General features: G+C 67.5%; 22 protein-coding genes and 1 pseudogene. 17 read left to right on the forward strand and 6 right to left on the reverse strand.

The features are described 5' to 3' along the window. From ACTIL2_RS12310 to ACTIL2_RS12375, 14 genes are all read left to right on the forward strand, one after another. On the forward strand, positions 1–137 hold a 137-nt coding region (locus ACTIL2_RS12310; protein ID WP_442337777.1), incomplete at its 5' end, for a 30S ribosomal protein S15. Positions 138–584: 447 nt separating this feature from the next. Then, entirely contained in the window at positions 585–3,122 is a 2,538-nt protein-coding gene (locus ACTIL2_RS12315; RefSeq protein ID WP_442337758.1) for a polyribonucleotide nucleotidyltransferase, read from the forward strand. A 9-nt stretch (positions 3,123–3,131) separates the two neighbouring features. Next, entirely contained in the window at positions 3,132–3,899 is a 768-nt protein-coding gene (gene dapB, locus ACTIL2_RS12320) for a 4-hydroxy-tetrahydrodipicolinate reductase (RefSeq protein ID WP_442337759.1), read from the forward strand. Between the two features lie 8 nt (positions 3,900–3,907). Continuing rightward, the gene (gene thyX, locus ACTIL2_RS12325) at positions 3,908–4,666 is read left to right on the forward strand and encodes an FAD-dependent thymidylate synthase (RefSeq protein ID WP_442337760.1); all 759 of its coding nucleotides are present in this window, start codon (positions 3,908–3,910) and stop codon (positions 4,664–4,666) included. Positions 4,667–4,734: 68 nt separating this feature from the next. After that, positions 4,735–5,637 carry a 4-hydroxy-tetrahydrodipicolinate synthase gene (dapA, locus tag ACTIL2_RS12330; protein ID WP_442337761.1) on the forward strand — a complete coding sequence of 301 codons (903 nt, stop codon included), beginning with the start codon at positions 4,735–4,737 and terminating at the stop codon, positions 5,635–5,637. Between the two features lie 7 nt (positions 5,638–5,644). Next, complete coding sequence (locus ACTIL2_RS12335) at positions 5,645–7,870, forward strand: ribonuclease J (protein ID WP_442337762.1); 2,226 nt, start codon at positions 5,645–5,647, stop codon at positions 7,868–7,870. A 60-nt stretch (positions 7,871–7,930) separates the two neighbouring features. Continuing rightward, entirely contained in the window at positions 7,931–8,545 is a 615-nt protein-coding gene (locus tag ACTIL2_RS12340; protein ID WP_442337763.1) for a TIGR03085 family metal-binding protein, read from the forward strand. 101 nt (positions 8,546–8,646) lie between these two features. Then, complete coding sequence (locus ACTIL2_RS12345) at positions 8,647–11,901, forward strand: DNA translocase FtsK (protein ID WP_442337764.1); 3,255 nt, start codon at positions 8,647–8,649, stop codon at positions 11,899–11,901. Positions 11,902–12,095: 194 nt separating this feature from the next. After that, positions 12,096–13,151 carry a TerC family protein gene (locus tag ACTIL2_RS12350; protein ID WP_442337765.1) on the forward strand — a complete coding sequence of 352 codons (1,056 nt, stop codon included), beginning with the start codon at positions 12,096–12,098 and terminating at the stop codon, positions 13,149–13,151. Between the two features lie 72 nt (positions 13,152–13,223). Then, positions 13,224–13,862, forward strand: a complete 639-nt coding sequence (gene pgsA, locus ACTIL2_RS12355) for a CDP-diacylglycerol--glycerol-3-phosphate 3-phosphatidyltransferase (protein ID WP_442337778.1) — start codon at positions 13,224–13,226, stop codon at positions 13,860–13,862. Beyond that, positions 13,855–14,400, forward strand: a complete 546-nt coding sequence (locus ACTIL2_RS12360; protein ID WP_442337766.1) for a CinA family protein — start codon at positions 13,855–13,857, stop codon at positions 14,398–14,400. The genes pgsA and ACTIL2_RS12360 overlap by 8 nt, the downstream gene beginning before the upstream one ends. A gap of 82 nt (positions 14,401–14,482) precedes the next feature. Further along, the gene (locus ACTIL2_RS12365; protein WP_442337767.1) at positions 14,483–14,851 is read left to right on the forward strand and encodes a helix-turn-helix domain-containing protein; all 369 of its coding nucleotides are present in this window, start codon (positions 14,483–14,485) and stop codon (positions 14,849–14,851) included. An 84-nt stretch (positions 14,852–14,935) separates the two neighbouring features. Then, positions 14,936–15,781, forward strand: coding sequence for a PspA/IM30 family protein (locus ACTIL2_RS12370; RefSeq protein WP_442337768.1), 846 nt, complete (start codon positions 14,936–14,938; stop codon positions 15,779–15,781). Positions 15,782–15,799: 18 nt separating this feature from the next. Further along, entirely contained in the window at positions 15,800–16,531 is a 732-nt protein-coding gene (locus ACTIL2_RS12375; RefSeq protein ID WP_442337769.1) for a DUF1707 SHOCT-like domain-containing protein, read from the forward strand. 13 nt (positions 16,532–16,544) lie between these two features. Here ACTIL2_RS12375 and ACTIL2_RS12380 read toward each other — a convergent pair whose 3' ends face one another. Genes ACTIL2_RS12380 through ACTIL2_RS12390 form a run of 3 tightly spaced genes read right to left on the reverse strand, consistent with a single transcriptional unit; the run spans position 16,545 to position 18,521 of the window. Then, positions 16,545–17,174 (reverse strand): energy-coupling factor transporter transmembrane component T family protein, encoded by a 630-nt coding sequence (locus tag ACTIL2_RS12380; protein ID WP_442337770.1) that lies wholly within the window; start codon positions 17,172–17,174, stop codon positions 16,545–16,547. Positions 17,175–17,181: 7 nt separating this feature from the next. Continuing rightward, complete coding sequence (locus ACTIL2_RS12385) at positions 17,182–17,880, reverse strand: energy-coupling factor ABC transporter ATP-binding protein (RefSeq protein ID WP_442337771.1); 699 nt, start codon at positions 17,878–17,880, stop codon at positions 17,182–17,184. Next, the gene (locus tag ACTIL2_RS12390) at positions 17,877–18,521 is read right to left on the reverse strand and encodes a biotin transporter BioY (protein WP_442337772.1); all 645 of its coding nucleotides are present in this window, start codon (positions 18,519–18,521) and stop codon (positions 17,877–17,879) included. Before ACTIL2_RS12390 ends, ACTIL2_RS12385 begins: the two co-directional genes overlap by 4 nt. A 75-nt stretch (positions 18,522–18,596) precedes the next feature. On the opposite strand from ACTIL2_RS12390, the gene ACTIL2_RS12395 reads away from it, so the two are divergent. From ACTIL2_RS12395 to ACTIL2_RS12405, 3 genes are all read left to right on the forward strand, one after another. Continuing rightward, on the forward strand, positions 18,597–18,803 hold the full coding sequence (locus ACTIL2_RS12395; RefSeq protein ID WP_442337773.1) for a DUF3046 domain-containing protein: 207 nt from the start codon (positions 18,597–18,599) through the stop codon (positions 18,801–18,803). A gap of 196 nt (positions 18,804–18,999) precedes the next feature. Beyond that, positions 19,000–20,187 (forward strand): recombinase RecA, encoded by a 1,188-nt coding sequence (gene recA, locus ACTIL2_RS12400; protein ID WP_442337774.1) that lies wholly within the window; start codon positions 19,000–19,002, stop codon positions 20,185–20,187. An 8-nt stretch (positions 20,188–20,195) separates the two neighbouring features. Further along, positions 20,196–20,819 (forward strand): regulatory protein RecX, encoded by a 624-nt coding sequence (locus tag ACTIL2_RS12405; RefSeq protein WP_442337775.1) that lies wholly within the window; start codon positions 20,196–20,198, stop codon positions 20,817–20,819. Here the strand turns inward: ACTIL2_RS12405 and ACTIL2_RS12410 are convergent. The 3 genes and pseudogenes from ACTIL2_RS12410 to ACTIL2_RS12420 all read right to left on the reverse strand — a co-directional run. Next, positions 20,800–21,738 (reverse strand): amino acid ABC transporter permease, encoded by a 939-nt coding sequence (locus ACTIL2_RS12410; RefSeq protein WP_442337779.1) that lies wholly within the window; start codon positions 21,736–21,738, stop codon positions 20,800–20,802. The genes ACTIL2_RS12405 and ACTIL2_RS12410 overlap by 20 nt on opposite strands. Continuing rightward, entirely contained in the window at positions 21,735–22,424 is a 690-nt protein-coding gene (locus ACTIL2_RS12415) for an amino acid ABC transporter permease (RefSeq protein WP_442337776.1), read from the reverse strand. The genes ACTIL2_RS12410 and ACTIL2_RS12415 overlap by 4 nt, the downstream gene beginning before the upstream one ends. A 24-nt stretch (positions 22,425–22,448) precedes the next feature. Further along, positions 22,449–22,974 (reverse strand): annotated as a pseudogene (locus ACTIL2_RS12420) (glutamate-binding protein); the annotation flags it as partial.

Below are 22,974 nucleotides of genomic sequence, written 5' to 3' on the forward strand. Positions count from 1 at the left end.
TCCACAAGCACGACCACCACTCCCGCCGCGGCCTGCTGCTGCTGGTCGGTCGTCGGAAGGGCCTGCTGAAGTACCTGCAGGAGAACAACGTCCAGCGCTACCGTACGCTGATCGACGGCCTGGGCCTGCGCCGCTAAGCGCTTTCACGCGCTGCGGCCGAGTGCCGACCCCGCGTCCCCCTCCACTGGAGGGGGACGCGGGGTTTTCGCGTCGCAGTTGCGTCGGCGTACCCGGTCTCCAGCCGAGGTGGGCGTCCGCGGTTCGTGTCCCGGCCGGGAGCGTCCCGTGCACCTCAGACGCGTGAGGGCGGAAAGCATCGCGGAATCTGCTGCTCGCTGCCACTGATCCGCCCGAAACGTGATGGCTCCCGCCCACCACCCAGAGACCAGCCCGGCCCGCCGGTGCCGCGGTGCAGGGTCGGTGTAGCGACGGCACTCGGTCACCCACTGCGTGCACCACGATTGGTCGCCGGTGGTGTAGTGTTATCTGCGGTAATTGTCCAGAACAACGAAAAAGGAATCCCACCGTCGGCACCGATGATCGGCACCGGGATCGAAGACGCAGAAGGTAAGTACAGCAACCACATGACGCCGCAGAACGACGACAACAACACCGAGAAGAAGGCCCCGGCCAAGAAGGCGCCGGCGAAGAAGACCCAGGCCCGCAAGGCACCGGCCAAGAAGGCCCCCGCCAAGAAGGCTCCGGCGAACAAGACCGCAGCCAGCAAGACTGCCGCAAGCAAGTCCGCCGCAGGCAAGGCGGAGACCAAGGCCCCCGCGAAGAAGGCGCCCGCCAAGAAGGCTCCGGCCAAGAAGGCCCCGGCGAAGGCCGCCGCCACGAAGCCCGCCCCGACCCACACCGCCGAGCTCATCGACCCGGAGTCCGGCATCTGGGAGTCCACCGCCACCATCGACAACGGTGACTTCGGCACGCGCTCCATCACCTTCGAGACCGGCCTGCTGGCCCGTCAGGCCGACGGTGCCGTCACCGCCTACCTCGACGACGACACGATGATGCTGTCGACCACCACCGCCTCGAAGCACCCGCGCGAGAACCTCGACTTCTTCCCCCTGACGGTGGACGTCGAGGAGCGCATGTACGCCGCCGGCCGCATCCCCGGGAGCTTCTTCCGCCGCGAGGGCCGTCCGGGCACCGAGGCCGTCCTGGCCTGCCGCCTGATCGACCGCCCCCTGCGCCCGACGTTCCTCAAGGGCATCCGCAATGAGGTCCAGGTCGTCGTCACGGTGATGTCCCAGGATCCGGAGGACCAGTACGACGTGGTCGCCATCAACGCCGCGTCCGCCTCCACCCAGCTGTCCGGCCTCCCGGTCTCCGGCCCGGTCGGTGGCGTGCGCATGGCGCTCGTCGTCGACGAGGCCCACGCCGAGGGCCAGTGGGTCGCCTTCCCGACCCGCGAGCAGCAGGACAAGGCCGTCTTCGAGCTCGTCGTCGCAGGACGCGTCACCGAGCCGGTGAAGAAGGGCCGTGGCCGCCGCAAGCCGGTCCCCGGCGAGAACGTCGCGATCATGATGGTCGAGGCCGGAGCCACGGACACCGTCGTCGAGCAGGTCGCCGCGGGTGCCCCGGCACCGACGGAGGCCGTCGTCGCCCAGGGCATCGACGCCGCCCGTCCGTTCATCGCCGAGCTGTGCGGTGCACAGGCCGCGCTGACCGACGCTGCCGCCGCCGAGAAGGCCTCCCGTGCCATCGAACTGTTCCCGCCCTTCGGCGAGGACGTCTTCGCCGCCGTCGACTCCGAGTCCGCGGACGCCCTCGCCGGCATCATGCAGGTCGCCGACAAGGCCGAGCGCGACGAGGCACTGGCCGCGAACATGGATGCTGCCGTCGAGGCACTGGCACCGCAGTTCGAGGGCCGTGAGTCCGAGATCCGCAACGCCCACAACGAGGTCACCCGCCAGCTGGTCCGCAGCCGCATCCTCACCGACGGTTTCCGTATCGACGGCCGTGACTCCACGGCCATCCGCGACCTCGGTGTGATGATCGACCTGGTGCCCCGCGCCCACGGTTCCGCCCTGTTTGAGCGTGGCGAGACCCAGATCCTGGGCGTCACCACCCTCGACATGCTCAAGATGGAGCAGCAGATCGACAGCCTCGGCCCGGTGGACTCCAAGCGCTACATCCACCACTACAACTTCCCGCCGTACTCCACCGGTGAGACCGGACGCGTCGGCTCCCCGAAGCGCCGCGAGATCGGCCACGGTGCGCTCGCCGAGCGTGCGCTGCTGCCGGTGATCCCGTCCCGCGAGGAGTTCCCGTACACCATCCGCCAGGTCTCCGAGGCATTGAGTTCCAACGGCTCGACCTCGATGGGCTCGGTGTGTGCGTCGACCCTGTCGCTCTACAACGCGGGTGTGCCCCTGAAGGCGCCGGTCGCGGGTATCGCGATGGGTCTGGTCACCGGTGAGGTCGACGGCTCGGAGACCTACGTGACCCTCACCGACATCCTGGGCGCCGAGGACGCGTTCGGCGACATGGACTTCAAGGTCGCCGGCACCGCGGACTACGTCACCGCCCTGCAGCTCGACACGAAGGTCGACGGCATCCCGTCCGACGTCCTCGTCGATGCCCTGGGCCAGGCCCGTAGTGCCCGCCTGGAGATCCTCTCCACCATGGGCGAGGCCATCGCCGGCCCGGAGGAGATGAGCGAGTTCGCCCCGCGCATCACCACGGTGTCCGTCCCGCAGAACAAGATCGGTGAGCTGATCGGCCCGAAGGGCAAGACGATCAACCAGATCACCGAGGACACCGGTGCGAACATCTCCATCGAGGACGACGGCACCGTGTTCATCTCCGCGACGGACGGCAAGGCCGCCGACGCTGCGGTGGACAAGGTCAACGCCATCGCCAACCCGCAGCTGCCGAAGGTCGGGGACCGCTTCCTCGGCACCGTGGTGAAGACCACCGCCTTCGGTGCGTTCATCTCCCTGCTGCCGGGCCGCGACGGCCTGCTGCACATCTCCAACATCGGCGGCGACCGCCGGGTGGAGAAGGTCGAGGACGAGGTGTCCGTGGGCGAGGCCCTCGAGGTCGAGATCGCCGACATCGACAACCGGGGCAAGATCTCCCTGGTGCTCGTCGACGCCGACGGCAACAAGGAGTAGGAGAGAAGAATGACGAAGGTCGGAGTACTCGGAGCACACGGTCGCGTCGGCACTGCCGTCGTCGCCGCGGTGGAGCGCACGGAGGGCCTGGAGCTCTCCGCCGCGCTGGACCACACCGATGACCTGCAGCAGCTGGTGGACACCGGCACGGAGGTCATCGTCGACTTCACCGTGCCGGACGCGGTGATGGGCAACCTGGAGTTCTGCGTGGCCAACGGTATCCATGCCGTGGTGGGCACGACCGGGTGGACCACGGACCGCTACGCCACGTTGCGCGGCTGGCTCGCCGACAATCCGTCGGTGGGAGTGCTCGTGGCCCCGAACTTCGCCATTTCGGCGGTGCTGACCATGAAGCTCGCCGAGGTCGCCGCCCCCTACTTCAATTCGGCGGAGGTCATTGAGCTCCACCACCCGAACAAGAAGGACGCCCCGTCCGGCACCGCGGTGCACACCGCGGAGGGCATCGCCCGTGCCCGCCGGGGAGCGGGCCTGGGTGACCAGCCCGACGCCACCGACCAGTCGCTGGACGGTGCCCGTGGCGCGGACGTGGACGGCGTGCCGGTCCACGCCGTGCGCATGACCGGAATGGTCGCGCACGAGCAGGTCATCCTCGGTGCCGCCGGCCAGACCCTCACCATCAAGCAGGATTCCTACGACCGGGAGTCCTTCGTCCCCGGCGTCCTGCTGGGTGTGGACAAGGTCCCGTCGACCCCGGGGCTGACCGTGGGACTGGAGAAGTTCCTGGGGCTCGACCAGCTCGGCGCCCCGGCGGAGTAGACGCCGTCATGCCCACGACCTCCGACCTGTCGGTCCGGCTGATCTCGACGACGACGTTCACCCCTCCGGGCGACGTCGACTGGGAGCCCTCGCCGGACGCCGGGGACGCCTCCAACATCGTCGAGTTCGCGGGACGCGCCTGCTACGAGACCTGGGACCGTCCGAATCCGCACACGGCGGCGAATGACGCCTACGTCCGGCACATCCTGGACGTCGGGCATCTGAGCCTGCTGGAGCATGCCTCGGCGGGCATGTACCTGCGCGGGGTGTCCCGCTCGTGCGCCCACGAGATCATGCGGCACCGGCACTTCTCGTTCAGCCAGCTGTCGCAGCGCTACGTCCCGGCCGGCGAGTCACAGGTCGTGGTACCCGGGAGTATCGCCCAGGACCCAGTGATCGCTGACCTGCTGCTCAACGCGACGGACGTTGCCCGCGACGCCTACGAGGAACTCCTCGAGGCGCTCGAGGAACGCTTCGCCGGGGAGTCGAACACGGTGCTGCGAGAGAAGCAGGCCCGCCAGGCGGCACGGGCCGTGCTGCCGAATGCCACGGAGACCCGGTTCGTGATGACCGGCAACATGCGTTCGTGGCGGCACTTCATCGCCATGCGCGCCGCCGAGCACGCCGACCCGGAGATCCGCCGGGTGGCAGTGGCGTCCCTGCGCCTGCTGCGCGGGGTCAGCCCGGAGATCTTCGATGACTTCACGGTCACCGAGCTGCGGGACGGCACGGAGATGGCGACGAGCCCCTACGTCGCCGACATGTAGGGGTGGCCCGGCGCGTCGCGGGGGCCGGTGATACACATCGGGGCCCCGGGGCGGTAACCTATGCTGACATGAGCACAGGTATTGCAGCGACAAGAGGAGCCGAGTTCTTCGGCACGGTCTCTGTGGCGATGGTTACGCCCTTCACGAAGGACGGGGACCTCGACCTGGACGCCGGTGTACGCGTTGCGGGACACCTGGTGGACCAGGGCTGTGACGCTCTTGTCCTCGGCGGCACCACGGGCGAATCGCCCACGGTGAACGCGTCGGAGAAGATCGACCTGCTCAAGGCGGTCCGCGCCGAATTGGGCGACAGCGTGAAGCTCGTCGCCGGCAGTGGAACGTACAGCACCGCGGAATCCGTGGAGCTGTCGAAGGCGTCCCAGGACGCCGGCGCGGACGGCCTGCTCGTGGTCACCCCCTACTACTCCCGACCGAGTCAGGAAGGGCTCCACCGGCACTTCACCGCTGTTGCGGACGCCGTGGACACCCCGATCTGCCTCTACGACATCCCGTCGCGGTCGGTGACACCGATCGAGACCGACACACTGCGTCGGCTCGCGTCACATCCCAACATCCAGGCCGTGAAGGACGCCAAGGGAGACATTCCCGCGTCGATGCGGCTGCTGGAGGAGACGGATCTGGCGTGGTACTCCGGGGATGACCCGTTGAACGTTCCGTGGCTGGCGGTCGGGGCGACCGGCATGATCTCGGTGATCGGGCATGTTGCCGCAGCACAGCTGCGAGCCCTGCGCGACGCCGTCGACGCCGGTGACATCACCGGCGCCCGGTCGATCTCGAACCGTCTGACCCCGTTGACCCAGGCACAGGCGAGGCTCGGAGGAGTCACCTTCGCCAAGGCCGCACTGAAACTCCAAGGAATCGAGGCGGGCGCACCGCGCCTGCCCATCATCGAGCCCACGCCGGACGAGTACGACCGGCTGGCAGAGGACCTGCAACTCGCAGGGGTATAAGGACACTATGACTGAGAACCGTTCCCGGGCACGCAAGGTGACCCGGAAGGCTGCTCCGCCGAGCGCGGAGACCAGCGCGGCCGACGTGACCGCGACATTCGACGACGGCGGCCAGGCCGCCGCACAGCCGCAGAACGACGGCGGCAGCAACAACTCCGAGGGCACCGACAACAACGGTGCCGACGGCAGCAACAACGGTGGCGGCGGAAACAACGCCGACAACAACTCCGGGAACTCCGGCAACAACCAGGGTGGACGCAGCCGTTCACGCCGCTCACGCGGCCGCGGCAACCAGAACAACCAGGGCAACCAGAACAACCAGGGTAACCAGGGCAACTCGGGCAACCAGAACAACTCCGGTGGCGGCAACCGCGGCCGGGGTGGCCAGGGTGGCCGCAACCGTGGTGGCCAAGGTGGCCAGGGTGGCCGCAACCGCGGCGGCCAGGGCGGTGGCGGCGACCGCCGTCGCAATGCCCTGCAGACGATGCAGGGTGCCGACCTGACCCAGCGTCTCCCGAAGCCGCCGAAGGCTCCGAAGGACGGCATGCGCATCATCGCGCTCGGCGGTATCTCCGAGATCGGCCGCAACATGACGGTCTTCGAGTACCACAACCGTCTGATCATCATTGACTGCGGCGTGCTGTTCCCGTCCTCCGGTGAGCCGGGCGTGGACCTGATCCTGCCCGACTTCTCCTACCTGGACGACAAGTGGGACCGGGTCGAGGCCCTGGTGGTCACGCACGGCCACGAGGACCACATTGGTGCGATCCCGTGGCTGCTCAAGCAGCGCGCGGACATCCCGATCCTCGGTTCCCGCTTCACCTGCGCCCTGATCGCCGCGAAGTGCCAGGAGCACCGGCTGCGTCCGAAGCTGATCGAGGTCGACGACACCTCGCACGAGAACCGTGGACCGTTCGACATCCGCTTCTTCAACGTCGGCCACTCCATCCCGGAGTGCCTGGGCATCGCCCTGAAGACCGGTGCGGGCATGATCGTCCACACCGGTGACGTGAAGCTGGACCAGACCCCCGCGGACAACCGTCCGACGGACCTGCCGGCCCTGTCCCGCTTCGGTGACGAGGGAATCGACCTCTTCCTGTGCGACTCGACCAACGCCACGACCCCGGGCATCTCCGGGTCGGAGGCCGCGATCGGGCCGAACCTCAGGCGCATCATCGGTGAGGCGAAGCAGCGCGTGATCCTGGCGTCCTTCGCCTCGAACGTGGCGCGTGTGCAGATGGCCGTGGACGCCGCGGTCTCCGCCGGCCGCAAGGTGGCCTTCAACGGCCGCTCGATGATCCGCAACATGGAGATCGCCGAGCGTCTCGGTCTGCTGACCGCACCGCGCGGCACCATCGTCTCGATGGACGAGGCTTCCCGCATGGCGCCGCACAAGGTGCTGCTGGTCACCACCGGTACCCAGGGTGAGCCGATGGCTGCGCTGTCTCGCATGGCGCGTCGCGAGCACCGCCAGATCACGGTCCGCCCGGGCGACCTGATCGTCCTGTCCTCGTCGCTGGTCCCCGGCAACGAGGAAGCGGTGTTCGGCGTGATCAACATGCTCTCGCAGATCGGGGCCGAGGTCATCACCAGCAAGGACGCCACGGTGCACACCTCCGGCCACGGCTACTCCGGTGAGCTGCTGTTCCTGTACAACGCCGCACGCCCGCGCAACGTCATGCCGGTGCACGGCGAGTGGCGCCACCTGCGCGCCAACCGCCAGCTGGCGGTCTCCACCGGTGTGGACCCCAATCACACGGTGCTGGCCCAGAACGGGGTCGTCGTCGACCTCGTCAACGGCCAGGCTTCGGTGGTCGGGCAGATCCCGGTCGGGAACCTCTACGTCGACGGCGTCACCATGGGTGATGTCGGAGCCGAGGAGCTCGAGGACCGCACCGCGATGTCCGAGGGCGGTCTGATCTCGGTGACGGTCGTCATCGACAACCGCACCGGACGCCCGCTGGAGGACCCGCAGGTCCAGGCCCGCGGCTTCTCGGATTCGTCGAAGGACATGATGCGCCAGGTCACCGAGCTGGTCGACAACGTGATGCTCGACCTGGCCGGCGAGGGCGAGAACGACCCGTACCGCATGGCCCAGTCGCTGCGCCGGAAGGTCGGCAAGTTCGTGAAGGACAAGTGGAAGCGCGAGCCCTTCATCGTGCCGACGGTGGTGCCGATGACCAGCGAGATCGTCGAGGAACTCGATCCGGAGGACCACGTCCCCTCGCTGTAGGACCTACCGCAGTACGCATCAACCGACGGTCCGCCAGGGCCGCGCGTAGCATCGGGGGACATGACGATCTCCCATGACGAACGCGTGGCCCTGGCGGACCTTCTGCTGTCCCTGGGACCGGATCAGCCGACGCTCTGCGAGGGGTGGGACACCCGCGACCTCGCCATCCACCTGGTCCTGCGCGAACACCGGCTGGATGCGACGGCGGGCATGTTCGTCAAGCCCCTGTCCGGCCACCTGGACAAGGTCAGTGCGGAGTACGCGGAGAAGCCCTACGAGGAGCTCGTGGAGTCCTACCGCAACGGTCCACCCACGTGGAACCCGATGAAGCTGGCGGACAAGGTCATCAATCTCGGCGAGAACTTCGTCCACCACGAGGACGCGCGACGTGGGGGAGGGGAGTGGTCCCCGCGTGACCTTCCGGCGGGGACGCGTGACGCCTTGTGGAAGCTGGCGTCGCAGTCGGCCCGCAGTATGGTGCGCAGCTCCGGGGCGACTGTGAAGCTCGTCCGCACCGACGGTGACGGGGGTTCGGTGACGGTGGGGTCCGGCGATCCGGAGGTCGTTCTCCACGGCGACGCCGGCGAGCTTGTCCTCTGGCTTTACGGCAGGGACAAGGCCTGTGACGTGACTATCGAGGGTCCGGTGGACAAGGTCCGGTGCACCTCGATCTGACCCTGTGGGGGATGCCCCGCCACCGGTCGACATGAAATTGTCACCACTGTGACGCGTGTTGCGACTGTTAAAGGTGGGGTTAAGTGATTAGACTGGCCGCCATGCCAACGACAAGCCGCACGCGTACCCCGGCCAGGCCCGCTTCCCCGCATTCCGCAGGACGCAGCCAGGGCCGTGGATCCGGTCGCTCCAGCGGAGGAGCACCGGCGGCTGGCCGCGCCGCAGGCAGGGCGCCGTCCTACGACACCTCCGAGTTCGAACGCACCTCCGGTGCCTTCGGGGCGGTCGGCTCATCCCTGGGCGCGATGTTCAGTGGTGTGTCCCGGGGAGTGGGGGGAATGGCGCGTAGCCTCTCGGTGCGCGATGACGACGGGAGTGGAATGGACGACGACGGCACCGCCGACGACTCTGTCCCGACCACGGTCCTCGACCGGGCCGGCAAGAACAAGGAGAAGACAACGACAGCAAGGAAGTCCCGCAAGGCGGCCGCGCCCGTCGACGAGGCCCCGGCGGATACGTCGGCGACGGCGGAGGGCGACGACGCCTCCGGTGCACCGCAGACCGTCCGCGTCGGAGGTCACTCCGACGGAGCAGCCCTGGGTGCCCTCGCCCTCGCCCTGGTGATCGCCGGGACGTCCTGGTTCGGCATCGGAGGAACCGTCGGCGGAGGGATCGACTTCGGGCTGACCTTCCTGATCGGTGCGGGTGCACTGCTCGTCCCCCTGGTACTGCTCGGTGGAGCCTGGGTGCTCATGGTCGGTGTCGACACCACCCAACGCTCGCGGCTGCGGCTGGGCCTGGGTGTCGGGGTTATCGTCCTGTCGCTGCTGGGCATCATCCACATCCTCGCCGGGCAACCCGGCACCGTGGAGGGTAGGGCAACGGCCGGCGGCATCGTGGGCCAGTACGTCGGGTCACCGATGGCTGTCGGCTTCAGCGAGTTCCTCGCCGTCCCGCTCCTGCTGCTCCTGGTCGTCTACGGGGCGCTCCAACTGACCGGGATGACCGTCCGGCAGCTGGTCGGGGCCATCTCCGGGTGGCTCGGCTACCGCATGCGCGGCGGGCACGACGATGAGGCCTACGACGACGTCGACGGTGACGACGACTACTACTCCGACGTCGACCGTGAACTGGAGGACGCCGTTCGCGAGGACCGTGCCCCGCGTGTGACCCCGCACGCCCGCGGCTCACGTCGGGCAGGGTCGCCCATGGACAACTACCCGGTCGAGACCTCCACACGCGGCCCCGGGGAGCAGCAGACCCTGGTCTTCAGCTCCTCTGACGACGACACGGCGACCGCCGGGCGCACCGTTGCCGGGGAACCGGACATGGAGGCCCCGTCCGTCGACGACAAGCCTGCACGCCGGAGTACCCAGCGCCGCCGCAAGCCCGTGCCAGCGGCGACCATCGACGACAATCTGCTTGACGGCGCCAACAGTGCAGACGGGGCACCGGCCGCGTCCGGGACGGCAGCTGCCGCAGCGACGGGTGCCGCCGCGGCCGGCGCAGCGGCGGCCGGTGCGGCCACCGGGTCCGCCGGGACCGACGACCGCGAATCCGCCCGCCAGCGGATCATCGCCAGGTCCGGCATCGACGCATCCTCCGTGGGCACAGCGGAGGAGGAGCCCGCCCCGGCGCCCTCGGGACCCTCCGCAGCCTCCATTGCCGCGGCAGAGTCCGGTGCGGACTACGTCCTGCCGTCCACGGAGCTCCTCATCGCCGGGGAGGCGGCCAAGACACACAGCGCCGCCAACGACCGGATGATCGAGGCGATCACCGAGGTGTTCGCGGAGTTCAAGATCGACGCCCAGGTCACCGGGTTCTCCCGGGGTCCGACGGTCACCCGCTACGAGGTCGAGCTCGGGCCCGGCGTGAAGGTCTCGAAGATCACCAACCTGCAGTCCAACCTGGCCTACGCCGCGGCGACGGACAACGTCCGGCTGCTCACCCCGATCCCGGGCAAGTCCGCCGTGGGTATCGAGGTGCCGAACACGGACCGCGAGATGGTCCGGCTGGCGGACGTCCTCAACGCGCCGAACGTCCACGACGACCAGGACCCGATGCTCGTCGGGCTGGGCAAGGACATCGAGGGCCACTTCGTGGCGCACTCCATCCAGAAGATGCCGCACCTGCTGGTGGCCGGTTCCACCGGCTCCGGTAAATCCGCCTTCGTGAACTCGCTGCTGGTGTCGATACTGACCCGCGCCACCCCGGAGGACGTGCGGATGATCCTGATCGACCCCAAGATGGTTGAGCTCACCCCCTACGAGGGCATCCCGCACCTGGTCACCCCGATCATCACCCAGCCGAAGAAGGCCGCGGCCGCGCTGACATGGCTGGTCGAGGAGATGGAGCAGCGGTACATGGACATGAAGTCCACCCGCGTGCGCCACATCAAGGACTTCAACCGGAAGGTGAAGTCCGGTGAGATCGAGACTCCGCTGGGCTCCGAGCGCGAGTACCGGCCCTACCCCTACATCGTCTGCGTCGTCGACGAGCTCGCCGACCTGATGATGACGGCCCCCCGTGAGATCGAGGACTCCATCGTCCGGATCACCCAGAAGGCCCGTGCCGCCGGCATCCACCTGGTGCTCGCCACGCAGCGGCCCTCGGTGGACGTGGTCACCGGCCTGATCAAGACCAACGTCCCGTCCCGCCTGGCCTTCGCCACGTCCTCGCTGACGGACTCACGCGTGATCCTCGACCAGGGTGGCGCGGAGAAGCTCATCGGCATGGGCGACGGCCTGTTCATCCCGCAGGGGGCAGGCAAGCCCAGCCGCATGCAGGGCGCCTTCGTCACCGACGAGGAGGTCGAGGCGGTCGTGGACGCCGCGAAGGACCAGGCGGAGCCCGACTACGCCGAGGGCGTGACCGAGGACAAGGCCGCCGAGGCGAAGAAGGACATTGACTCCGACATCGGCAATGACCTCGACGACCTGCTGCAGGCCGTGGAACTCGTGGTCACCAGCCAGTTCGGCTCGACCTCGATGCTCCAGCGGAAGCTGCGGGTCGGGTTCGCCAAGGCCGGGCGTCTGATGGACCTGATGGAGACCCGCGGCGTGGTCGGCCCGTCGGAGGGTTCAAAGGCCCGCGACGTCCTGGTGAAGCCGGAGGAGCTCGACACGATCACGTGGATGATCAAGGGCGCGGACCCGGCGGACGCGCCGAAGGACGACGAAATGGACGGCGCAGGCCCGGACGGTGCCCACGGCGCGCCGGACGACGGAGTGGCCGGTGGGCGTCCCGCTCCCGCCGACGATCTGGACGATCAGCCGACCGGCGAGATCCCGGCGGTCGGGGCCGACCAGACCCGCGTGGTGCGCGCCGACCCGTCCGGCAACAGCGGCGCCTTCTGATATACTTCCTTCCCGTCAGGAGGGGAGTACCCCGCCCACGGCGCTGATCGTCAACACGGCGACCGGGTCATGACCGTCCAGCCAGGACGGATACAGCACCGGTCCCCGGTCGCGCCGGCCACCCGGTACCTTCCGGATGGTGGGGGAGACCTCCGGTCCCCATTCAGCACTTCGACCGGAGGCATCACCCAGTCATGGAAGTAAATCTGCTCACCTGGGCCATCACCATTGCGGTGATCGCCGGGTTCTTCATCTTCGATTTCTACGCCCACGTGCGTACCCCCCACGCCCCCACACTGAAGGAATCGGCGTGGTGGAGTCTGTTCTACGTCGCTCTCGCGTGCGCCTTCGGTGTCTTCCTGTGGTTCACCTGGGGTGAACCGGGGGACCCCCACGTCCACGGGGTGGAGTTCTTCACCGGTTACGTGACGGAGAAGGCATTGAGCGTGGACAATCTGTTCATCTTCGCGCTGATCATGGGCTCCTTCAAGATCCCGAGGGAGTACCAGCAGAAGGTCCTGCTGATCGGCATCGCCCTCGCTCTGGTCTTCCGGGGTATCTTCATCGCCTTCGGCGCGGCCGCGATCGAGGCCTGGTCCGACGTGTTCTACATCTTCGGCATATGGCTGATGTGGACCGCGTACACCGTGGTCCGCGACGAGATCAAGGACGAACCGGCCCGTGACCCCAGCGACATGAAGCTGATCAAGGTGCTGAACAAGGCCGTGCCCGTGTCCAAGGAGTTCCACGGGGACAAGCTGCTGGTGCGCCGGCTCGGCAAGCGGGCGGTCACACCGATGCTGGTCTGCCTGGTCGCCATCGGCATGACTGACCTGCTGTTCGCACTGGACTCGATCCCGGCGATCTACGGCATCACCCAGGAGCCCTACATCGTGTTCACCACGAACGCGTTCGCGCTGCTGGGCCTGCGCCAGATGTACTTCCTGCTGGACGGTCTGCTGGACCGCCTCGTCTACCTGCCCTACGGCCTGGGCATCATTCTGGCGTTCATCGGTGTGAAGCTGGTGCTCCACGCACTGCATGAGAACGGGCTCCCGTTCATCAACGGCGGCGATCCGGTGCTCAACGCCCCCGAGGTCGAGACCGTCACCTCGTTGCTGGTGATCGTCGGTGTCCTTGTGGTCACGGTCGTCGCCAGCATCTGGAAATCGAAGCGGGACGCCGCCAAGGAGGATCCAACCTCCGCGTCGGACGAGGTCAGCGAGAGTTCGGGCTCCGAACGGAGCTAATTCCCGGTGTGGGTGCGTCACAGACGGGCGCGTCTGGGTAGGATATGGGACGTGCAAGAGACTCAGCACGACATGCAGCACGGTGACAGCCCCGGCGACCGCGGCCACACGCACGACCACGTGCGGCGGTCGCAGTTCGGCCGCGCCGTCCACCGGTTCAACCTCCCGAACGTCCTGACCACGGTCAGGATCGTCCTCATCCCGGTGTTCGTCTGGCTGCTCGCCGCGGCCGGACCCCTGGACGGGGCCCGGGACCTTGACACCGCACTGCGGTGGTGGGCCCTCGCCGCGTTCTGCATCCTGATGGCCACGGACCAGCTCGACGGCTTCCTGGCGCGCCGCTACGAAGTCATCACCGACTACGGGAAACTCGCTGACCCCGTCGCCGACAAGGCGCTGATGATCTCCGCGATGGTCACGCTGAACGTCCTCGGGGACCTGTGGTGGTGGGTGACCATCGTCATCGTGGTCAGGGAACTCGGCATCACGGTGTGGCGGATGATCCTGGCCCGCCGTGGGAAGGTCGTCCCGGCGTCGAAGGGCGGGAAGCTCAAGACGGTGTTGCAGACGCTGGCGGTCGCCCTGGTCATCGCCCCGTTGCCGGGGTGGACGGACTGGGTCACCTACCCGTTGGTCGGTGTCGCTGTGGTCGTCACCGTGGTGACGGGCATCCAGTACCTCCTGGACTCCCGCAACCGTCCCGATGCCTGACGCCGCGTCCCCGGTGGCCCGGCTCCTGGTCGGGGACGCTGCACGCGCCGGTCTGACGGTCGCTACCGCAGAATCACTGACCGTCGGGCAGATCGCCGCGACCATCGCGGATGTGCCGGGCGCCTCGTCCGTCCTGCGGGGCGGGCTGGTGGTCTACGCCACCGACCTGAAGACCTCCCTGGCCGGGGTCGACGCGGGACTGCTGTCCCGGGTCGGACCGGTGGACGCGGACGTCGCCCGCGAACTCGCGGCAGGGGCCGCGGCGCGTTGTGGTGCGGACATCGGTGTCGGGGTAACCGGGGTGGCGGGGCCCGACAGCCAGGATGGCCACCCCGTCGGGGAGGTCTACCTCGCCGTCCATTCCGCCGCCCGCGGGGGGTTCGACAGTGTCCGGCGTCTCGACGACGGATGGCGGGACGCCGTGGATGACGGATCAGGTTCGGCCGCCGACATCCGGCGGGCCGTCCGCTCCCACACGACACTCCGGGCGCTGGAACTGCTGCGCACGGCGGTGGACAGCCTGTTTACCTCTGGGTGATTCGCATGTCACCGCAGCGGAACATCAGGTGGTCTAGACTCGGTGGGGAACAAACACGCACCCTCAACCGTTGGAGACGGTGATGGCAAAGCACACTTCGGTACTCGAGAAAGAACGCCCCGACGTCGATCTGGCGGGGATTGACGGGGTCACGACCACACTCGCCGAGCCGCTGCTGCGCGAAGCGCTCGGCGCCACCCTCCGTGGATTCCGTGAGGACGCACACCGGACACTCCGGCAACTCGCCGTGGAGGCGAACGTCAGCCCCGGCTACCTCTCGGAGTTGGAGCGCGGACGCAAGGAGGTGTCCTCGGAACTGCTCGCGAGCGTGTGCATGGCGCTGGGGATCCGGGTGTCGCAGGTGATCATCGAGGCTGCGGCGATGATGGCTCTGGACGCCGCCGCTGCCGAGCTCACCGCGGTTACGCCCATGCCCGTCGCGTCCCGCTGATATACTTTCGTGGTTACGATTTCCGCTAGGCACCCGCGCCCCCCGCGCGCCACTGTCGGCCCTTACTAGGAGACATTAAGACCCATGGCAAACCCGTTCGTGAAGGCCTGGAAGTACCTCATGGCGCTGTTCGACTCGAAGATCGAGGAGAACGCGGACCCCAAGGTGCAGATCGAGCAGGCCATCCAGGAGGCGCAGAACCAGCACCGCCAGCTCTCCCAGCAGGCCGCGTCCGTGATCGGCAACCAGCGCCAGCTCGAGATGAAGCTGAACCGCCAGCTCGCCGAGATCGAGAAGCTGCAGGCGAACACGAAGCAGGCGCTGACGCTGGCGGACAAGGCACGGTCGGAGGGGGACAACCAGAAGGCCGTGGAGTACGAGAACGCCGCGGAGGCCTTCGCCGCACAGCTCGTCACCGCCGAGCAGTCGGTGGAGGACCTGAAGCAGCTGCATGACCAGTCCCTCCAGCAGGCCGAGCAGGCGAAGAAGGCCGTGGAGCGCAATTCCATGCAGCTGCAGCAGAAGGTGTCCGAGCGCACCAAGCTGCTCAGCCAGCTGGAGCAGGCCAAGATGCAGGAGAAGGTCGCGGATTCCCTGCAGTCCATGGACAAGGCGGCCAGCGCTGACTCCCCGAACCTGGACCAGGTCCGCGACAAGATCGAGCGCCGTTACTCCAACGCGCTGGGCCAGGCCGAACTCGCGGAGAACTCCGTGCAGGGCCGTATGGCGGAGGTCGAGCAGGCCGGGACACAGATGGCCGGCCACTCCCGTCTGGAGCAGCTCCGGGCGGAGATGGGCGGCGGGGCGTCCGGCGGTCAGGCCGCCGTGTCCGGTGGGGCGGACAAGGCCATCGACCAGGCACAACCGGACGCACAGAACGTGAACACCGACGCCGTCGCACAGAAGATGAAGGAACTCCGCGGCGAATAGTGGGTAATGTGTTGAAGCATGGCAACACAGGACACCCCTGCAGACGATGACGGTTCCCCCGGCAAGCGCCCGATCCGTGCGACCACCGAGGAACGCGAGCGTGTCCTGCGGGAACTGTCGGACGCCACCGCACGGGGCCAGATCGAACTGGGGGAGTTCGACGAGCGGTCGGGGAAAGCCTGGCAGGCACGCGACCGCGGGGAACTCGCCGGACTGATCGACGACATCGTCCCGGACCCCATGGATCTGATCGCCGGGTCGGCGTTCCCCCGGGGGAACCTCCCGGCCCGCCACAGCGAGCGGTCGCCTGCGAATCCGGAGGGGCGGCCGGACCCCACGGCGGCGGTCCCGAAGGTGACCGGTGCCCCGGGCTCGTCCTGGTCGGTCGCGGTGATGTCCGGCGCGGAGAAGAAGGGGGAGTGGACGTGCGGTCGCTCCCACAATGTTCTGACGGCCATGGGAGGGGCGTTGATCGACCTGCGCGACGCGAACTTCGAGGCCGGGGAGACCGTGATCACCGTGTATGCCGTCATGGGTGGGGTGGAGATCCTCGTTCCCGAGGACGTCCGGGTCATCGAGCACGGTGTCGGGCTGATGGGTGGGTTCGGTAGCGGGAGGTCGAAGAAAGTCACACTGCGCGACGCCGACCTTCCGTCGGATGCACCGGTGGTCCGTGTCCGGGGCGTGGCGATCATGGGTGGCGCCGAGGTCAAGCGGGTGCCGCGCGCCCACGGAAAGTCCGGTGACTGACACCGGAGCCGGTTCAGTCGGCAGCTCCCCTGGCACGCAGGGCGTCGGCGATGGCGCGTGCCCGCAGGATGGTCCTCACGACGACCGGCACCCCGAAGGACGTCAGTGATACCGCGGCCGAGCGTGAGCCGCGCGCCCGGCGGGCGTCCAACACCTCGTTGACGGCCTGGACCTGCAGTGGAATCAGGCGGATTGTCAGCGTCATCGCCAGACTGACCTGCTCGACGGGTACGCCGAAACGTGCGAGCGGTTGCAGCAGTCTGTCGAAGGTGTCCATCAGCGCTGACACCCGGGTCGTCAACGTCAGCAGGACCGCCCCGGCGATCGCGGACAGTAGCACAAGGAACATGGTGGCCGCCTGGTTGCCGTCGATACGCCACCACAGCATCAGGGCGACGAAGACCAGCAGGGGCAGGGCACCGCTGAGCTGGCGCGCCAGCAGCCGGACCGGCACCCGCGACACCAGTGCGGTGAGGGCCACCAGGGCCACGCACGCCAGTCCGCCGCGCCAGGTCGCCACTCCGATGGCGGAGGTCACGATGAACACCGACAGGACGAGGAGTTTCACCCCGGGCCATGCCCGGTGGACCAGGGACGAACCGGGGGAGTACACACCCAGCGGAACACGCGACGGGCTGATCATGTCCGGATCACTGCCACGGCTGTGACACCTCCTCCATGCGCCGGACGTAGCGGGCGATCACGTCACCGGGCTCGCCGTCGTCGATGATGCGTCCGCCATCCACGCAGAGGGTCCGCTCGGCGTCGTCGGCGAGACCGAGGTCGTGGGTCACGGTGATCAGCTGCTGCGGCAGGTCGGCGAAGGTCCGGCGCAGGCTGTTGCGGTTGACCAGGTCGAGCAGGCAGGACGGTTCGTCGGCGACGATGACCTGCGGTGTCAGTGCGGTGACCGAGGCCAGCGCCAGCATCTGCTTCTCACCGCCGGACAACAGGTGCGGGGACTGTTCGTGCTTGCCGGACAGGCCGACGTCCTCCAGCGCGGCATTGACCCTCGCCGTGGTCTCGTGGCGGGTCAGGCCCGTACCCCGCAGGGAGAACGCGACATCCTCGGCGACGGTGGGCATGATGATCTGGTTGTCGGGGTCGGAGAACAGGAATCCGACCGCGCCGCGGATGCTGCGTCCGCGGCGCCCCACGTCCACCCCGTTGACGCTGACCTTCCCCGTGGTGGCGGGGGTCAGGGCGTTGATCATGCGGATCAGGGTGGATTTGCCGGAGCCGTTCGCCCCGATGATGCTGATCCGCTGTTCGGTGAGGTTGAGCGAGGCGGGGTGCAGGATCGTGGTGCCGTCGACGGTGACACCAGCGTCCTCGAACAGGACCGTCATCGTGTGCTGCCCCTGCGTGACGACGGGAGCAGGTCGGGGAGTGCACGCAGGACGGCGGCAGCGATCAGGGCAGCGACGACGATCTTGAGGATGTCGCCGGGGATGAAGGGGCCGTTGGAGACAAGTGCCCCGACGAAGTCCATGCCGGCGCGGGCCATGAGCCCGAGGGTGCCGCAGAGGTACTGGACGCAGACGCCGACCAGTCCGGCGACGACGAACACGGCGATCCGGGGTCCGTTCCTGCGCGGAGCGTACTGGGCGATGGCACCGATGACCACGGCGGAGACGATGTAGCCGACGATGTAGCCGACCGTGGGGCCGGAGACGGCGGCGAGGGCGGGTTTCCATCCGGCCATGTTGGGTACACCGACGAAGCCGACGGCGATGAACAGGGTGACGGCCAGTCCGCCGCGTTTCCAGCCCAGGATCATCGCGGCAAGTGCCACGCCCATGTTCTGCAGGACGATGGGGACGCCGAGTCCACCGACGGGGATGGTGATCGCACCGAGGACGATGATCAGTGCGGCGAAGGCGGCGATCAGGGCAATGTCGGCGGCGGTGGCGCGTGCGGGCGGCCGGTGCGCCGCTGTCCGGACCGGTCCTGCGGGCGTGGCGGGACCGGTGGTTGACGTGTTCATCATGCAAAGGACTGTAGTCCTCACCTGTACGCCGTTCAAGACGCGTTGTGGCCCGGTGGGTCTGTTAGCGTGGTGGGCATGCGGCGCACGGAGTTCGACCGGTTGGTCAAAGGCGAGTTCGGGGAGTCCTTCGGCAGTTGGATCGCCGGGAGCCACGTCCTGTCGGGCCTCGGTGACACGTCGGCGGACCTTATCGAACAGGGGCACGATCTCCGGGAGATCTGGGTGGCACTGTGTGATGACTTCGATGTGCCGGAAGGCCGCAGGCTGGGTGAGGATATCTAGCGCACGTGGCGGCGCGTCCGTGACACGCCGGGCTCGCACATCGAACAGAGGTTCGTGTAATGTTCGTAGGTGTCCACGTGCCACGGTAGTACTTGTTCCTGACGCCAATGATCGGTGCAAGGGAACCTCCGGGGTAGTCCGCGGAGTCTATCCCCTGAAAGATCGTCCACGAACAATGAACGGGAAATGAGGACATATGGCCACCAAGAAGAAGGCTGCAGCAGGTGCCGGATCCGCCGGCGGCGACCGCCAGAAGGCCCTTGATCTGGCGATGTCGCAGATCGAGAAGGACTTCGGCAAGGGCGCGGTCATGCGCCTGGGGGATGACACCCGGCCGCCCATCCAGGTGATCCCCTCCGGCAACATCGCGATCAACGTCGCACTCGGCATCGGTGGTTTCCCCCGGGGGCGTGTGGTGGAGATCTACGGTCCGGAGTCCTCCGGCAAGACCACCGTGGCGCTGCACGCCATCGCCGAGGCGCAGCGCGGCGGCGGCATCGCCGCATTCGTGGACGCCGAGCACGCGCTCGACCCCGAGTACGCCAAGAAGCTGGGCGTGGACACCGAGAACCTGCTGGTCTCCCAGCCGGACACCGGTGAGCAGGCACTGGAGATCACCGATATGCTGGTGCGCTCCGGCGCCATCGACATCATCGTCGTGGACTCGGTCGCCGCGTTGACGCCGAAGGCCGAGATCGACGGGGACATGGGCGACAGCCACGTGGGTCTGCAGGCCCGGCTGATGAGCCAGGCGCTGCGCAAGATGACCGGCGCACTCAGCCAGACCGGCACCACCGCCATCTTCATCAACCAGCTGCGCGAGAAGATCGGCGTGATGTTCGGTTCCCCGGAGACCACCACCGGTGGTAAGGCGCTGAAGTTCTACGCCTCCGTACGCTGCGACGTCCGCCGCATCCAGACGCTCAAGGACGGGCAGGACGCCGTCGGCAACCGCACGAAGATGAAGATCGTGAAGAACAAGGTCTCCCCGCCCTTCAAGATCGCCGAGTTCGACATCCTCTACGGTGAGGGTGTGTCGCGCGAGGGGTCGATCATCGACCTCGGCGTGGAGAACGGCCTCGTGAAGAAGTCCGGTTCCTGGTACACCTACAAGGGCGACCAGCTGGGGCAGGGCAAGGAGAAGTCCCGTGAGTTCCTGAAGGAGAATCCGGAGCTCTCCTCCGAGATCGAGGACGGCATCATGAGGATCCTCCAGGTCGGGAAGTACGCAGCGTCCCGGGGCGGTGCCGCAGAGGCGGCCGGGGACGAGGGCATGGATGTCCCCGGAATCGGCGGAGAGGCTGGCGAGGCTACCGCGGACGCCGACCCCACGAATGTCCCGATCAGTGTGGTCCCGACCTTCGATGACGAGGACGATGACTGACCTGACCCATGGCTGAGACGTCGGACAAGGACCGGATCGAGGAGCTGCAGGCGGCGATTCTCGCCGCGCAGCAGGGGGACGGGACGGAGGCTCTCGTCGATGAGCTCGAGGAGGAGCGGCTCGCTCCGCTGAAGGCGAAGGCGACGCGGCTGATCAGCCACCGAGACAGGTCCGCGTCGGAGCTGCGGACCCGGTTACTCGAGGTCACCGGCCCCGACGGTGAACCGGCGGACCCGGAGCTGGTCGAGACCGTGGTGGAGAGATGTCTGGCCAACGGGATGGTCGATGATGCCCGGTTCGCCCACGAATGGGTCCGCCAGCGGCAGCACAACCAGCGCAAGTCCGTCTCAGTGCTGCGCCGTGAACTCCGGGACAAGGGGGTGTCCACCGCAGTGGTTGAGGACGCACTGTCCCAGGTGGACCAGGACGACCAGGACGCGATACTGCGGGATCTCGTGACGAAGAAGGCGGGCACCGTGAACACGGTGCCCGCTGACCGGCGGGAGTACGAGAAGTACCTCCGGAGGATCGTCGGTGTCGCCGCCCGCCGGGGATTCCCGGAGGGCAGGAGCCTGGCGGTCGCCAAGGACGTCCTCGACGAACGGATCGAGGCTATTCGTCGGTCCGTCTGAGGTCCTTGTGGCCCGCGGCGTGCCAGTCGACGTTGACCTGGTCCTTCGTCTCCACCCCCTGGCCGGGCTGGTGGGGGACCTTGGCGGCGATATTGCGGCGGGCACGGCCCGAACGCAACTGCTGCTCGATCCGCTCCGCCAGCTTCGACAGGCCGAAGTTGATGAGGATCATGATGGCCGCGACCACCAGCAGGGCCGGCAGCATCGCGCCGTAGAACTCCCCGAGCTGACGCCCGGAACGGACGACCTCGACGAAGCCGATGGCGTAACCCAGTGCCGAGTCCTTCAGGGCGATGACCATCTGGGAGACGATGGCCGGCAGCATCGCGGCGACGGCCTGCGGAAGCAGGATCGACCGCATCGTCTGGCCCCAGGACAGGCCCAGGGCGAACGCCGCCTCGGACTGACCCTTGGGCAGGGACTCAATGCCGGAACGGAGCACCTCGGCAATAACCGAGCCGTTGTACAGCGTCAGTGCGAAGACCACGGCCGCCAGGCCCAGGTACTGGGATGGGAAAATGCCGTAGAAGCCGAAGAACGCGTAGCCGAACAGGATCAGCACCAGAACCGGGATGGAGCGGAAGAACTCCACGATCACGCTGCAGAACCAGCGCACCGGACGGTGGATCGACAGCCGCCCGATGCCGAAGACGGCACCGAAGATCAGCGACAGGAGGATGGAGAATATGGCGGCGCCCACCGTCGCGACGAGGCCGGGGAGGATGTAGGTGGTCCACGTGTTGCCGTAGAGGAAGATCTCCCACTTGTCACCGTCGAGCTGACCTCCGTCATTCAGCTTCCACAGGACGAAGACCAGGATTCCGATCAGCACGACGGCGGTGACCACCGTGAGAATCCGGTTGAATCTGACCGCCTTGGGGCCAGGGGTGTCGTAGAGGACTGTTGCACGTGCCATCAGCGCTTCACCGCCCAACGCTTGCCGGCCCAGCCGAAGAACAGGCCGGTCGGGAGGGTGAGGATGATGAAGCCTGCGGCGATGATGCCGGTGATGATGAACAGGTCGCTGGCATAGTTCTCCGTCATGGTCTTCATCAGCAGCGACGCTTCGCCGACACCGATGACTGAGGCGATGGTGGTGTTCTTGATCAGGGCGATCAACGTGTTGCCCAGCGGAACGATCGCGCCGCGGAACGCCTGGGGGAAGACCACGTAGCGGAAGTTCTGCATGAACCCGAGTCCCAGGGACCGTGCCGCCTCGGCCTGGCCGAAGGGCACGGTGTTGATGCCGGAACGCAGGGACTCCGCCACGAAGGTCGAGGTGTAGAGGATGAACGCCAGCACAGCGAGGCGGAAGTTCTGCTGCTCGATGAAGGCGTCGCTGGAGTTGTTGGCCATCAGCAGGTTGAGCTGCTGGTAGAGCGCCAGCGCCATCAGCAGGGCGATCAGCGTCAGCGGGGTGTTACGGACGATGTTGATGTAGGCGGTGGAGACGGTGCGCAGGATGCCCACCGGGCACACGCGCATCGCCGTCAGGATCACGCCGAGGATCAGGGCGCCGATCGCTGACCAGAAGGACAGCTTGATCGTCACCCAGAACACCGGGAGAAGTTCGGGGCCCATTTCGGCCCAGAGATCGGGATTCATAACTGTGTTTGCCTCCTCACCTTTCTAGGATTCTTCCGCGAAGGAGAGGTCACCGATGGCCGGCTTCGGGCCGATCTCGAACTCTTCACCGAGGGTGCTTTGGGCGAATTCAGCGAACGCCCCTGAGTCGTGCATTTCCTCCAGCGCCTCGTTGACCGCGGCCACGTCGTCGTCGGCGCCCTTGGGGAGCCCGATGCCGTAGTTCTCGTCGGTCCAGTAGGAACCGTCCGGGTTCTGCAGCTCGATGACACGGAAGTCGTCGTTGTAGCGCTCCTTGTAGCGTTCCGCGAACCCGGCGAGAATCGTGGCGTCGGTGGTCAATGCGTCCACAACGCCCTGTTTCACGCCTTCGGCGCAGGCGGCGTAGGTGTCGAACTCCTGGAGCTGCACCCCGGGGAGCTCGGCCTTGACCTGCTGGGCGGGGGTGGAGCCGGAGACGGAGCACAGGCGCATGCCGTCCTCGACGTCCTCCAGTCCGGTGATGCCGGTCTCCGCCTCGATCAGCAGTCCCTGGTGGGTGACCATGTAGGGGCCGGCGAAGTCGACGGCG

Source organism: Corynebacterium sp. (genome assembly GCF_052107835.1).
Taxonomy (GTDB): domain Bacteria; phylum Actinomycetota; class Actinomycetes; order Mycobacteriales; family Mycobacteriaceae; genus Corynebacterium.